This is a genomic window from Agreia bicolorata, from assembly GCF_000938265.1.
Classification (GTDB): domain Bacteria; phylum Actinomycetota; class Actinomycetes; order Actinomycetales; family Microbacteriaceae; genus Agreia; species Agreia bicolorata.
This window is the reverse complement of the sequence record NZ_JYFC01000005.1, coordinates 1-13,049: the sequence shown is the minus strand read 5'-3', so window position 1 is coordinate 13,049 and position 13,049 is coordinate 1. Positions and strand designations below refer to the sequence as shown.

The 13,049-nt window shown below is 64.5% G+C and carries 11 protein-coding genes and 4 pseudogenes; 13 read left to right on the top strand and 2 right to left on the bottom strand.

Features of this window, described 5'->3' with window-relative positions; genetic code table 11:
• The first annotated feature begins 1 nt into the window (after position 1).
• Positions 2-919: a tyrosine recombinase XerC gene (locus tag TZ00_RS11850; protein WP_044442036.1), complete on the top strand. Its 918-nt coding sequence runs from the start codon at positions 2-4 to the stop codon at positions 917-919.
• A 127-nt stretch (positions 920-1,046) separates the two neighbouring features.
• Here TZ00_RS11850 and TZ00_RS20620 read toward each other — a convergent pair.
• Positions 1,047-1,448, bottom strand: a pseudogene (locus TZ00_RS20620) (peptidoglycan DD-metalloendopeptidase family protein); the annotation flags it as partial.
• 131 nt (positions 1,449-1,579) lie between these two features.
• Between TZ00_RS20620 and TZ00_RS11840 the strand changes: the two are divergent.
• The 12 genes and pseudogenes from TZ00_RS11840 to TZ00_RS11790 all read left to right on the top strand — a co-directional run bounded on the left by TZ00_RS11840 (position 1,580) and on the right by TZ00_RS11790 (position 12,921).
• Complete coding sequence (locus TZ00_RS11840; protein WP_044442034.1) at positions 1,580-3,070, top strand: sugar porter family MFS transporter; 1,491 nt, start codon at positions 1,580-1,582, stop codon at positions 3,068-3,070.
• A gap of 9 nt (positions 3,071-3,079) precedes the next feature.
• Positions 3,080-3,988 carry a phosphodiesterase gene (locus TZ00_RS11835; RefSeq protein WP_044442032.1) on the top strand — a complete coding sequence of 303 codons (909 nt, stop codon included), beginning with the start codon at positions 3,080-3,082 and terminating at the stop codon, positions 3,986-3,988.
• Between the two features lie 253 nt (positions 3,989-4,241).
• A pseudogene (gene rpsB, locus TZ00_RS11830) lies at positions 4,242-5,000 on the top strand (30S ribosomal protein S2); the annotation flags it as partial.
• A gap of 72 nt (positions 5,001-5,072) precedes the next feature.
• Positions 5,073-5,276: pseudogene (locus TZ00_RS20615) on the top strand (hypothetical protein); the annotation flags it as partial.
• 51 nt (positions 5,277-5,327) lie between these two features.
• A complete protein-coding gene (gene tsf / locus TZ00_RS11825; protein ID WP_044442029.1) occupies positions 5,328-6,155 on the top strand; it encodes a translation elongation factor Ts in 828 nt (275 codons plus the stop codon).
• Positions 6,156-6,277: 122 nt separating this feature from the next.
• Positions 6,278-7,552: an LCP family protein gene (locus TZ00_RS11820; protein WP_052521528.1), complete on the top strand. Its 1,275-nt coding sequence runs from the start codon at positions 6,278-6,280 to the stop codon at positions 7,550-7,552.
• A 51-nt stretch (positions 7,553-7,603) separates the two neighbouring features.
• Positions 7,604-8,329 carry a UMP kinase gene (gene pyrH, locus TZ00_RS11815; RefSeq protein ID WP_044442028.1) on the top strand — a complete coding sequence of 242 codons (726 nt, stop codon included), beginning with the start codon at positions 7,604-7,606 and terminating at the stop codon, positions 8,327-8,329.
• A 48-nt stretch (positions 8,330-8,377) separates the two neighbouring features.
• Entirely contained in the window at positions 8,378-8,932 is a 555-nt protein-coding gene (frr, locus tag TZ00_RS11810) for a ribosome recycling factor (protein ID WP_044442026.1), read from the top strand.
• A 9-nt stretch (positions 8,933-8,941) separates the two neighbouring features.
• A complete protein-coding gene (locus tag TZ00_RS11805) occupies positions 8,942-9,901 on the top strand; it encodes a phosphatidate cytidylyltransferase (protein WP_238579675.1) in 960 nt (319 codons plus the stop codon).
• Positions 9,902-9,926: 25 nt separating this feature from the next.
• Entirely contained in the window at positions 9,927-10,490 is a 564-nt protein-coding gene (locus TZ00_RS11800; RefSeq protein WP_044442024.1) for a DivIVA domain-containing protein, read from the top strand.
• Between the two features lie 107 nt (positions 10,491-10,597).
• The gene (locus tag TZ00_RS11795) at positions 10,598-11,302 is read left to right on the top strand and encodes an aggregation-promoting factor C-terminal-like domain-containing protein (RefSeq protein WP_152631181.1); all 705 of its coding nucleotides are present in this window, start codon (positions 10,598-10,600) and stop codon (positions 11,300-11,302) included.
• 17 nt (positions 11,303-11,319) lie between these two features.
• Positions 11,320-12,921: a cation:proton antiporter gene (locus TZ00_RS11790; RefSeq protein WP_044442022.1), complete on the top strand. Its 1,602-nt coding sequence runs from the start codon at positions 11,320-11,322 to the stop codon at positions 12,919-12,921.
• 25 nt (positions 12,922-12,946) lie between these two features.
• On the opposite strand, the pseudogene TZ00_RS19700 reads toward TZ00_RS11790, so the two are convergent.
• Positions 12,947-13,049, bottom strand: a pseudogene (locus TZ00_RS19700) (IS982 family transposase); the annotation flags it as partial.

The following is a 13,049-nucleotide window of genomic DNA, read 5'->3' as shown; positions in this document are numbered from 1 at the left end:
CATGCAGCTCGAACGCGCGATCGACGACTTCATGTCGTACCTCGTCGGCGAGCGCGGCTACTCGCCGCACACGGTGCGGGCCTACCGCTCGGACCTTGCGGCGCTGGCCTCCTTCGCGGCGCAAAAAACGATCGGCGACACCGACGAACTGACGCTCGAGGTCTATCGCGACTGGCTGTGGGCGGCATCGCAGGCGGGGCTCTCGAAAGCGACTCTGGCGAGGCGCTCTGCCACGGTGAAGAGCTTCTCGGCCTGGCTTTCCCGCTCGAACGATGGGGCTACCGATGCCGCGTCGAGGCTGCGGGCTCCCAAGCCGGATCGCAGCCTTCCCCGTGTTCTTTCGAGAGATGCGATGGACGCGGTACTCGACACCTTGGCCGCTCGAACCGTTGACGGCGAGCCGATCGCCCTTCGCGACCTGGCCATCGTCGAGCTTCTCTACGCGTCGGCGCTGCGCGTCTCGGAACTCGTGGGCATAGACCTGGGTGATCTCGATCTCGACCGACGCACGGTGCGCGTTTTGGGAAAGGGGAGCAAGGAGCGCGTCGTGCCCTTCGGCCAACCCGCCCATCTCGCGTTGGTCGACTATCTGCAGCGCGGTCGGCCCGCGTTGATGGCCCGCTCGAGTAACGGCCCCGGATCGTCGGCCGTCTACCTGGGCGCGCGCGGTGCCCGGCTCGGCACGCGGTCGGTATATGGGCTCGTGTCGAAGCTGCTCTTGGATGTTCCGGGCTCGGGCCCCGAAGGTCCTCACGCTTTCAGACACACCGCCGCCACCCACCTGCTCGATGGCGGCGCGGATCTGCGGGCCGTGCAGGAGATGCTCGGGCACGCGAGCCTCGGTACGACCCAGATCTACACTCACGTGACGACCGAGAGGCTGCGTGAGACGTACCGTCAGGCACACCCGCGGGCTTAGTCGGCGCCCGCGCGTCGCGGTCGACCGGCAGGAGCACCGCTCTCGGTCGCGCGTCGAGCAGGAGCAGGGGCGAGATGTATCGGCCGTCGTGTCGAACACCGAAATGCAGGCACGATTCGGCGCAGTGGCCCGCCGCCGACACCACTCCGATCTGCTGTCCGCGCGCCACACGATCGCCCTTCTTCAGCGTGGTCTCAAGCGGTTCGTAGCTCGACACCAGGTCGCCGGTGTGCGCGATCGACAGGACCGTGCGATCCACCACGCGCCCGGCGAAGTGCACGATTCCCGAGTCGGGCGCGACGATGATGTCTCCCGGTGACGCTGCGATATCGATGCCTCGATGGCCGGCGGAATACTCATTCGATGGAGGCTGCCAGTCGCGAATGATGACGTAGGAGGCGCCGACGGGCCACTCCCACGCGGGGGCGGTGGGAGTCGGTGACGGCGCAGCGAGAGCCAGTGCGATGACGATGAGTGCGAGACGTCTCGCGAGCCGTCGAATCGAGAGGTGGATGCCGGAACGATGCATGAAGCCAGCCTGTCAAGGGGGATGCCGATGAGGCGCCGGATGCCCCGACCAGGGGAGAGTTCGTGCCAAGATCGACGTGTTAGGGACAGCGTCGTGATGCGCGCACTGTCGGTCACAAGAGGGAGCAGATCATGGCAACCAGCGGGGGCGCAGCGCAGGCGGACACCGACGTGAAAACGGATAAGAAGCTCAGGCGCAAAGTCATTGCGCTCGCGGCGGCCGGTGCCATCGGTGGCTTCCTCTTCGGATTCGACTCCTCGGTTGTCAACGGCGCGGTCGACGCCATCCAGGGCGATTTCGGCCTCAGCGCGACGTTCACCGGCTTCGCCGTCGCATCCGCTCTTCTGGGCTGTGCCGTTGGCGCCTACCTGGCGGGACGCCTCGCCGACCGGGTGGGACGCATCCCGGTCATGCTCATCGGAGCGGTGCTCTTCCTCGTGAGTTCGCTCGGTTCGGGACTCGCCTTCGCCGCGTGGGATCTCACCGTGTGGCGCCTGGTCGGCGGGCTCGGCATCGGTATCGCATCCGTCATCGCCCCGGCCTATATCTCGGAGATCGCGCCGAAGGCGATCCGAGGCAGCCTGGCCTCGCTGCAGCAGCTCGCGATCACCGTCGGTATCTTCACGGCCCTGCTCTCCGACGCAATCCTGGCGAACGTTGCCGGCGGCGCGAGCGAGGTCTTCTTCCTCGGCCTCGACGCGTGGCGATGGATGTTCCTCGTGTGCGCCGTGCCCGCGATCGTCTACGGCCTCGTCGCACTGAGGCTGCCGGAGTCGCCCCGCTACCTGCTGATGACCGGCAAGAAAGAGAAGGCCACGAAGGTTCTGGCCTCTATCACGCCGCAGAACCAGCTCGACAAGGCCGTCGCAGACATCGAGGCGGGCATTCGCGAAGACGAGGCCAACGCTGACAAGGGCTCTCTGAGAGGAAAGCGGTTCGGCCTGCTGCCGATCGTCTGGGTCGGCATCATTCTGTCGATGCTGCAGCAGCTCGTGGGCATCAACGTGATCTTCTACTACTCGACCACCCTCTGGTCGAGCGTGGGTTTCAAAGAGAGTGACTCGCTCACGATCTCGGTCATCACCTCGGTCACCAACGTCGCCGTCACGTTCGTCGCCATCTTCCTCGTCGACAAGGTCGGGCGCCGACCGATCCTGCTGTTCGGCTCGGTCGGTATGGCGGTGGCTCTCGGATCGATGACGCTGGCGTTCAGCCAGGCGCAGCTCGTCGATGGCAAGCCCAGCCTCGAGGGCGCGTGGGGAATCATCGCGCTGGTCGGCGCCAATCTCTTCGTCGTCGCATTCGGCGCATCCTGGGGCCCGCTGGTCTGGGTTCTGCTCGGCGAGATCTTCCCGACTCGCATTCGGGGCCGCGCACTCGGTGTGGCCGCCGCCGCGCAGTGGCTCACGAACTTCGCCGTCACCATGACGTTCCCGATCATCTCGCAGGACATCTCGCTGACGCTGGCCTACGGTCTCTACGCGGCCTTCGCCGTACTGTCGTTCTTCTTCGTCTTCTTCAAGATTCCCGAGACGAAGGGGGTGGCGCTCGAGGAGACCGGCAGCCTGAGTGTTGTCCGTGGTCGTCGGCGCGAGAAAGACGGAGTCGGCGGCGCCAAATAAGCTGCCATTATGCAGCTCGGTCAATACCCTCCAGCCGACCACGTGCTGGCGCATATCAGCGACACCCACTTCCTGGGCGGGCGCAGACCTCTATACGGCAGTATCGACACCGATGCGAACCTCTCCGCGGCCATGGCCGCCCTCGAAGCGTCTCGACTCGACATCGACGCACTGGTGTTCACGGGTGACATCGCAGACCTGGGCGAACCGGATGCCTACGGCCGGGTGCGCGCGATCGTCGAGCCGGCAGCCGCCCGCATGGGTGCTGAGATCCTGTGGGTAATGGGAAACCACGACGACAGATCCGCGTTCCGCGCTGGCCTCCTCGACTCGATCGGCGATGATGCGTCCCTCGACGATGCACCGATCGACAGGGTGGTCGATCTCGAGGGGCTGAGGGTCATCACCCTCGACACCTCCGTGCCGGGTTATCACCATGGCGAACTGGCACGGGAACAGCTCGAATGGCTCCGCGAGCAGCTGGCGGTCAGTGCGCCGCACGGCACGATCCTCTCGCTGCACCATCCTCCGATTCCGAGTCCGGTCGCCTACATGCAGGTTCTCGAGCTGCAGCGGCAGCATGAACTCGCCGAGGTCGTCCGCGGCAGCGACATCCGTGCCATCCTCGGTGGGCATTTGCACTACTCCACCCACGGCTTGTTCGCGGGCATTCCCGTCGCGGTCGCCGCAGCGACCTGTTACACGATGGATGTCTCGGCGCCGGAGTCGACGCTGGTCGGCCGAGACGGTGGCCAGTCGATCACGCTCGTGCACGCGTACGCCGATCAGGTGGTCCACTCCATCGTGCCGCTCGGCGATTTCCCCGTCGTCGCCCGCTTCGATACCGACTTCACGCGCCGTCTCGAAGCCGCCGATCCGGTCGAGCTGCGCGAGTACTACGCCAAGCAACAGGGGTGATATAGTTTCCGGAGCACCTCGATCCGTCGGGGTGACTACGCGTGCCCGCTGACTTATAGTCACGACTCCACTCGGTCCTCCCCTCTCCCTTCTGTTCTGCAGAAGTGCGTGATCGGTGGTCGGAGGCGTGCAGGGCACCAGGAACCGTCGCCAACAGGTCGACGGTAAGAAACCGATTGACGTGTGCCTGCGGCGCGACAGTTCTGATGAACTGCGGCGTGCGTAGCCGCCGTCGAAGAACAGGAGACGGCTCATGGCCGTTGTAACCATTCGCCAGCTGCTCGACAGCGGCGTTCACTTTGGACACCAGACCCGCCGTTGGAACCCGAAGATGAAGCGATTCATCCTCACCGAGCGTTCGGGCAGCCACATCATCGATCTGCAGCAGTCGCTGGTGCACATCGACAAGACCTATGACTACGTCAAAGAGACCGTCGCCCACGGCGGAACGGTTCTCTTCGTCGGAACCAAGAAGCAGGCTCAGGGCTCCATTGCCGAGCAGGCTCAGCGCGTCGGCCAGCCCTACGTCAACCAGCGTTGGCTTGGTGGCCTCCTCACCAACTTCCAGACGGTCTCCAAGCGTCTTGCGCGCATGAAGGAACTCGAAGAGGTCGACTTCGACGACACCACTCGCGGCTACACCAAGAAGGAACTGCTCATTCAGAAGCGCGAGCTGGTGAAGCTGCAGAAGAGCCTCGGCGGTATCCGCAACCTCACGAAGACCCCGTCCGCGATCTGGATCGTCGACACCAAGAAAGAGCACCTCGCCATCGACGAGGCGCACAAGCTGGGTATCCCCGTCATCGCGATCCTCGACACGAACTGCGACCCCGACGACGTGCAGTACCCGATCCCGGGCAACGACGACGCGATCCGCTCCGTTGGTCTGCTCACGCGCATCATCGCCGACGCCGCAGCCGAGGGCCTGATCCAGCGCCACCAGAAGCCCGAAGAAGGTGCAAACGTCTCGGCAGTCGAGCCCCTGGCCGAGTGGGAGCGCGAGCTTCTTCAGGCATCGGAGAACCCGTCGACCGAAGCTGAGAAGATCGAGGCCGTCGACGGTCTCGTCGAGAACGCCGTCGAGTCCGACGCCGCCAAGGCTGCCGTTGCCGACGTCGTCGCCTCGGAGACCCCCACCGAAGAGAACGACGCAGACGCCGTCGTCGCCGAGCACGAGGCCGCCGCAGACGCGTCGATCGTTCCCGAGCACGCCGTCGAGTCCGACGCCGCGACCGAGGCTCGCCTCGAGGCCGAGGCCACCGACGCCGAGAAGACCCCCGCGAAGTAGTTCGCGCCTTCCTCGATATCTCACCTCTTTAGTCAAGTAAGGAAGCACACCATGGCAGATTTCAGCCTGGCTGACCTCAAGACCCTGCGCGAGCGCCTCGGCACCGGCATGGTCGATAGCAAGAATGCGCTCGTCGAAGCCGGCGGAGACCTCGAAAAGGCGACGGAGATCCTTCGCCTCAAGGGAGCCAAGTCGAACGCCAAGCGCGCCGACCGCTCCACCAGCGAAGGCCTCGTCGCGGCCAAGGAGAGCGGCAACACCGCGACCCTGATCGAGCTCGCAAGCGAGACCGACTTCGTCGCCAAGAACGACAAGTTCGTCGCTCTGGCGGATGCCGTGCTCGACGCGGCCGTCGCGGCTGGCGCAACCTCGGTCGAGGAGGCCCTTGCGGCCCCCGCGGCCGGTGGAACAGTTGCCGACCTGATCAGCAACGAGGCGGCGATTCTCGGAGAGAAGATCGAGCTTCGTCGTCTGGCCGTCGTCACCGGTGATGCGTTCGCCATCTACCTGCACAAGACCTCGAAGGATCTGCCTCCGCAGGTCGGCGTGGTCGTGGGCTACGTGGGATCGGATGCTGACACGGCTCGCTCGATCGCTCAGCACATCTCGTTCGCCAACCCCGAATTCCTCGCTCGCGAGGACGTGCCGGCTGAGGCAGTCGAGAACGAGCGTCGCATCGTCGAGGAGATCTCGCGCGGCGAGGGCAAGCCTGAGGCCGCCCTGCCGAAGATCATCGAAGGTCGCCTCGGTGCCTACTACAAGCAGGTCGCCCTGCTGGAGCAGGACTACGCAAAAGACAACAAGCAGCAGGTCAAGAAGGTGCTCGCCGACGCCGGCATCACCGTCTCCGGCTTCGCGCGCTTCAAGGTCGGCGCGTAATACCTCGACGTACTTTTCGACCGAAGGCCCATCCCGTTCGCGGGATGGGCCTTCGGCTATTAAGTAGGATCGATCATGGCCGCTCTCTGGGGGGTGAGCCCCAGCCTCAAGGAGACTCGCCTGTGAAGACGACCGCATCGCCTGTGCGCCATGCCCGCATGCCTCTCCGTGGAGCCTGGGTGCGGATCCTCCGTCTTGTGGCCATCGTTGCAGGCGTCGCGGTGGTCAGCACGGCCTGTATTGCCGCCGTTGGTGCCTGGACCTTCACCTCGACAATCGAGGCCAACTCGGTCGATATTCATCCCCAGCAGGGTGATGACCAAGCACCGCCCGCGATCGGAGCCCACGAAGGCGGCTTCAACGTGCTCATCGTGGCTGCCGACAACGATGCGAACCAGAGCCAGGATCTCTACGGCGAACGCGATGGCGCCACGCTGAACGACGTGAACATGCTGCTGCACGTCTCCCAAGACCATAAGACTGCCGTCGCCGTGAGCTTTCCGCGAGACCTGATCATCGCGCATCCGGAGTGTGAGAAGGGCGACGCCATGAGCGCAGCCCCCATCAACGAGGCGTGGGGGAGAGGCGGCCTTGCCTGCGTCGCGACGACGGTCGCCGACCTCACTGGCCTCCGCGTCGACTATGCCGTGTCAATGACATTCGACGCCGTGATCGCCCTGACTGACTCTATCGGCGGTGTTCCGATCTGTCTGACCGGGCGCGTAACGGATGACCAGGTCGTTTATCCCGACGGAAACGGTGAGCTACAACACCTGGACCTTCCGGCAGGCATCACCGAAGTTCAGGGTGGCCTCGCCGCCGGGTTCCTTCGCTCGCGCCACGGAGTGGGGGACGGCGGCGACCTCAGCCGCATCTCGTCGCAGCAGCAGTATCTCTCGTCTCTGGTGCGCAAGCTGAAGAGCAACGACACCCTGGGTGACTTCGGCAAGCTCTACTCGCTGGCGAACGTCGTGGCCGACCCGAAGTACTTCACGCTTTCGTCCGACCTGGCGAGGGTCGACACGATGATCTCGTTGGCGCAGGCACTGCGTACGATCGACCTCAGCAACATCACTTTCGTTCAATATCCGGGAACCACCAACGACCCTGACTATCCGGGCAAGGTCGTGCCTACACAAGACGCGGCCGACACGCTCTTCGCGTTGATCAAAGCAGATCAGCCTTTCACTCTCGGCGCTAACTCACAACCGATCGGAAGCACGATCGAGCCCACCGCGCCCGCGGAGCCCGAGGCTCCCGTCGATCCGGCAGCTCCCGTCGATCCTGCGGCTCCCGCAGACCCGGCGACACCGGATGCCGGAGGGCCCCCTGTGCTCGACGGCGTCACCGGTTCGACTGCACAACAGGAGACCTGCGCGATCCCGTTCGAGGACTAACTCGACCGGCCCCTAAAATTGGCAGGACGAGATCGAAAGGGATCCACACTCATGACTTCACCAGAACCCCGGCGCCGAGTACTGCTCAAACTCTCTGGTGAGGCATTCGGTGCCGGCTCCCTCGGAGTCAATCCCGATGTGGTCAGTGAATTGGCCAGGGAGATCGCCGCAGCGGCGAAACAGGTGGAGATCGCAATCGTCGTCGGAGGAGGAAACTTCTTCCGCGGCGCAGAACTCTCGCAGCGTGGCATGGATCGTGGGCGCGCCGACTACATGGGCATGCTCGGGACGGTGATGAACGCCCTCGCGCTGCAGGACTTTCTCGAGCAGGCCGGGGCCGCCACTCGGGTGCAGTCGGCGATCTCGATGACACAGGTCGCCGAGCCGTACATTCCCCGACGGGCCGAGCGCCACCTCGAGAAGGGCCGCGTGGTCATCTTCGGAGCCGGCGCCGGTCTGCCCTACTTCTCGACCGACACCGTCGCGGCGCAGCGTGCCCTCGAGATCGGTGCCAATGTCGTGCTCGTCGCGAAGAACGGTGTCGACGGCGTCTACGATTCCGACCCGCGCACCAACCCCGACGCGAAGAAGATCGACAGGCTCACCTACCTCGACGCTTTGCAGCGCGAGCTCAAAGTCGTCGACTCGACGGCGTTCAGCCTCTGCATGGACAACAAGATGCCGATGATGGTCTTCGGCATGGAGCCGCAGGGCAATGTGACCAGGGCGATTCTGGGCGAGCGCATCGGCACGCTGGTCAGCACGTCGCACGAGTGACCAGGCACGTCGCCCTAAACTACTGAAGAACCAAAAGAAGGAGTTGCCGTGATCGCGGATGTACTGGCCGGCGCAACAGAGCGCATGAAGAAGGCCGTCGACAACACGAAGGAAGACTTCTCGAGCATTCGTACCGGGCGGGCGAACCCTGGTCTCTTCCAGAGGATCCTGGTCGACTATTACGGCACCCCCACCCCGCTCAGCCAGCTGGCAGGCCTTCAGAACCCCGAAGCGCGCACGATGCTCATCACGCCCTACGACAAGGGTGCGCTGCGTGATATCGAGCAGGCGATTCGCGAAACCCCCAACCTCGGCGCCAACCCGTCGAACGACGGCAATGTCATCCGCGTCACACTGCCGGAGCTCACAGAGGAGCGTCGCAAGGAATACGTGAAGATCGTGCGCACGAAGGCCGAAGATGGCAAGGTGTCGCTGCGCAACATCCGCCGCAAGGCCAAAGACGAACTCGACGCTCTGAAGAGCGAGGTCGGCGACGACGAGGTGGCGCGCGCCGAGAAGGAGCTTGAGCAACTCACGAAGTCGCACGTCGATGGCATCGACGACGCCCTGAAGCGCAAGGAAGTCGAACTCCTCGAGATCTAGGCCACTTCTATGACGAACGATCCCGACACTCCCGCGTCCGAGGCAGATCCGGCGCGTAAGCATCCGGGCATGACCCGCGCCGAGTTCGAGGCGAAGGTGCGCGAGCGCCGGGATCAATTCGATCGGGCGAACGACAAGATCACTGCCCGTTCGGGCCGCAATCTCGTCAGCGCGATAGGCATCGGCCTGGCGCTGGGGCTTGTTATGATCTTCAGCCTGGTCTTCATCAAAGACATCTTCGTGGTCTTCGCCACGGTGCTTGTGGCGTTCACCGCTTTCGAACTTGCGACGGCGCTTCGGCACGCTGGCCGCGACGTGCCGCGCATCCCGAGCGTTCTAGCGCCGGTTGTTGTGGTGCCCGTGTCGTTCTACTCCGGTGAAGAGTGGCAGTGGATCTCGATGATCGGCGGTGTTCTGCTGGTCGTTCTCTGGCGACTGGTCGAACTCACGGTGCCCCGGCACCGCGCGTCGATGCGCAGCGTGGCACTCGACATGTCGGGCGGCGTATTCATCCAGGTCTACGTCACGTTCCTGGGCAGCATCGCGGCCCTGCTCCTGCGCAACGACCACGGCCAATGGTGGGTGATGGCCTTCCTCATCGTCGTGGTATCGGTCGACGTGGGCGCCTATGCCACGGGACTGAATTTCGGCAAGCATCCGATGGCACCGACCATCAGCCCGAAGAAGACGTGGGAGGGCTTCGCGGGGTCGTGGATCTTCGGCGTCGCGTCGAGTGTGCTGCTCTCCATCTTCCTGCTCGACATGCCGTGGTGGTTCGGCCTCATCCTGGGAACAGTGCTGGTGCTCAGCGCAACCGCCGGCGACCTGTCCGAGTCGTTGCTGAAGCGCGACCTCGGTATCAAAGATATGAGCACCTGGCTTCCCGGCCACGGCGGGTTCCTCGACCGACTCGATTCGATCCTGCCGTCCGCCGCTGCCGCGTACGTGCTGTTCATAGTCTTCGCTTAGGCGTCGACCGACAAGTGTTGACAGAATGGTGACCGTGAGTCAAACGTTTCCCCGAGCGCGATCCTCCAGGCCCGGCTACAAGGTCGACGAGGTCGAGAAGTTCTTGGCCGCTGCGCGAATCGCATACAGCGCCGAACCCGGCGACACCGGCACGATCATCACGGCCGAAGGCATCCGGCACATGGCTTTCGGGCTGGAGAAGGGGGGCTACTCGACCCTCGCGGTCGACGCGGCTCTCGAGCGTCTCGAGGAGGCATTCGCTGCCCGTGAGCGAGAGAAGATCTCCTCGTCGGTCGGCGACGAGGCCTGGTTTGCCGACGCGAGAGATAAGGCCAGAGAGATTCTGGCTCGGCTAGAGAGGCCCGCGAAGCATCGATTCCGCAGCAGCGGCCCGTTCAAGCTGGGATATGACAAACGCGATGTCGATGCGTTCGCCGAGCGACTCATCTCCTATTTCAGAGAAGGCACAGAGGTCTCGGTAGACGATGTGCGCCAGGTCTCGTTCCGCTCGCGCACGCGCGGATATTCCGAAGCGCAGGTCGATCTCGTGCTCGACGCTGTCATCGATGTGATGCTGTCGGTGCGCTGAGAGCTTCTTCGCAGCCTGCAATTCGGGCGGAAGTTCGCTAAAGTCGAATAATCGTGGTTAGAAATCTGGAACGTGACGCAGCCGCGGGGGTCTCTCTGAAGCCCCGTGTGAGTTCAGTGCCGGTTCAGCCGAACGGCGTGGCTCCGATCCGTGTTCTCGATCCCGTGACTCCGCGCCGGGCGAGGATCGTCTCGCGGCCCGGTCGGCTCGCCCTGCAGCTTCTGGGCGTCGCGGCCGTCGGAGCATCCGTTCTCGTCAATGTCGTCGACCCGTACTCCGGTGTCGCCGCATCGGAGTACTTCACCGTCGCTCTCGAGCCGGGCTCGAATCTGCCCTCGCAGAGCGTCACATCGTCGAATCTGGCGGCATCGATCGTTCGCGACGGCTTCACCGTGACCGAGCCGCCGAAGCCCACGCCTACTCCGACGCCGACGGTGTCTCCGGCGGATTCGTCGAGCAAGGCCAGCGGAGGTGGCGGAGGCTACGCGCCGCCGGCCGGCGCCCCCGACCCCGGCAGCGCGCAGGCTATCGCCGCGCAGATGGTTGCCGACCGCGGCTGGCCGAGCACCGAATACGACTGCCTGTACTCACTCTGGTCGAAGGAGTCGGGCTGGCGCTACAACGCGTACAACGCCAGCAGCGGCGCCTACGGCATTCCCCAGTCGCTGCCCGGAAACAAGATGGCCAGCGTCGCCGACGACTGGGAGACCAATCCGGCCACCCAGATTACATGGGGGCTCAACTACATCACCGCCCGCTACCAGACTCCGTGTGGTGCATGGGCCGAGTCGGAAGAGAATAACTCATATTGATTCAATAGGCTGACCCCATGGGGTTGGCTCTGATTGCGGTTCTCGGCGTCGTCGTCATCGTGGCGGTGTCTCTTCTCGCGCCGAAAGTCAAAGTTGCCGCGCCGCTGATCCTCGCTGTTCTCGGCATCGGCATATCGGTGCTGCCCGGTATGCCTCCCGTGCACGTGGCGAGTGCTGTGATCCTCTCGGGGGTGCTTCCGCCTCTGCTCTATGCCTCGTCGATCAGCCTGCCCTTGGCCGATCTGCGCTCGAACATCGGCAGCATCTCGGCCCTCGCCGTTGTGCTGGTGGTCGTCAGTGCATTCGGCACGGGCTTTCTCCTGTTCACCCTGTTTCCCGACCTCAACCTGGCGTCGGCGATCGCCCTCGGCGCGGTGATCAGCCCGACGGATGCCGTGGCCGCCACATCGATCGGCAAACGACTCGGTCTTCCTCCTCGGCTTCTGGCGGTGCTCGAGGGCGAGAGTCTCGTCAACGACGCCTCGGCACTGGTGCTGCTGAGAACGGCCATCGCTACCACCGCGGGTGCTGTCAGTGCGTGGCAGATACTGGGCACGTTCGCCTACTCCGTCGTGCTCGGTGTCGGCCTCGGCGTGGCGATCGGATATCTCACCGTGTTCGTTCGGGCGCGGGTTCCCGACCCTGTGCTCGCTACAGCGATCTCGTTCGTGGTGCCGTTCGCCGCGTACCTGCCCGCAGAAACGATCGGCGCATCCGGTGTGCTGAGCGTGGTGGCTGCCGGTCTCATCACCGGCCATCTCGGCGCCACGAGTTTCTCGGCTCCGGCTCGACTGAGCGAGCGATTGAATTGGCGCACGTTTCAGTTTCTGCTCGAGAACGGCGTGTTTCTGCTCATGGGCCTCGAGCTCAAGACGATCGTGGAGGGAGTGCGGCACTATCGCCTCGATGTTCCCCAGGCGATACTCTTCGGGCTTCTCGCCACCGCCGTGCTCATCGGCATTCGTTTCGTCGTGGTCGCGGCGATGACCGCAATCGGCCGCCTGCCCAGAAAGAAGCCCGACCCCGAGATGCTCGGCGCGCGGGAGGGCGTTGTGCTGTCGTGGAGCGGAATGCGCGGCGTCGTCACGGTCGCCGCCGCTCAGTCGTTACCCGAGGGCATTCCCTATCGAGAACAGCTCGTGCTCATCGCCTACACGGTCGCCATCGTGACGCTCGTCGTTCAGGGCGCAAGTCTCCCCGTCGTGATCCGGATCGCAGGGGTGAAGGGCACCCCCAGGGAGAGACAGCGCGAAGAGTTCGCGGAACTCATTGATCACATCAGGCTCAAAGGGGCCGAGCGCCTCGACGATCCGGCGCTGGCCGCCGTGAGCGGGGGAGAGCTCGACCCAGCGGTCCTCGAACGCGTGCGTGGCGATTCCGAGAGGCGCAGCGACTACGCCCGGGAGCAGTCCGCGGCATCGGAGGGGCAGGGTCCCGCGGCGAACGAACAGTACGCGATCGTACGGCGAGACATCCTGCTGCACGAACGTGCCGCTCTGGTCGCGGCTCGCAACAGGGGCGGCTACTCGTCGACGGCCTTGGCCCGTGCGCAGGAGATGCTCGACCTCGAAGAGGCAGGCCTCGATCACTCGCGCGACGGCGACGCGGCGGGGCACTGACCTAGATGAGTGAGTCCGATTCGTTTCAGTGGTCGTAGGCGATGAGGGAGCGTTTGGCGGGGGCATTGATGAGCCAGTTGTGCCAGATCCCGGCGGCGAGGGCGAGGAGTCTCGCGGCGACGCGGGAG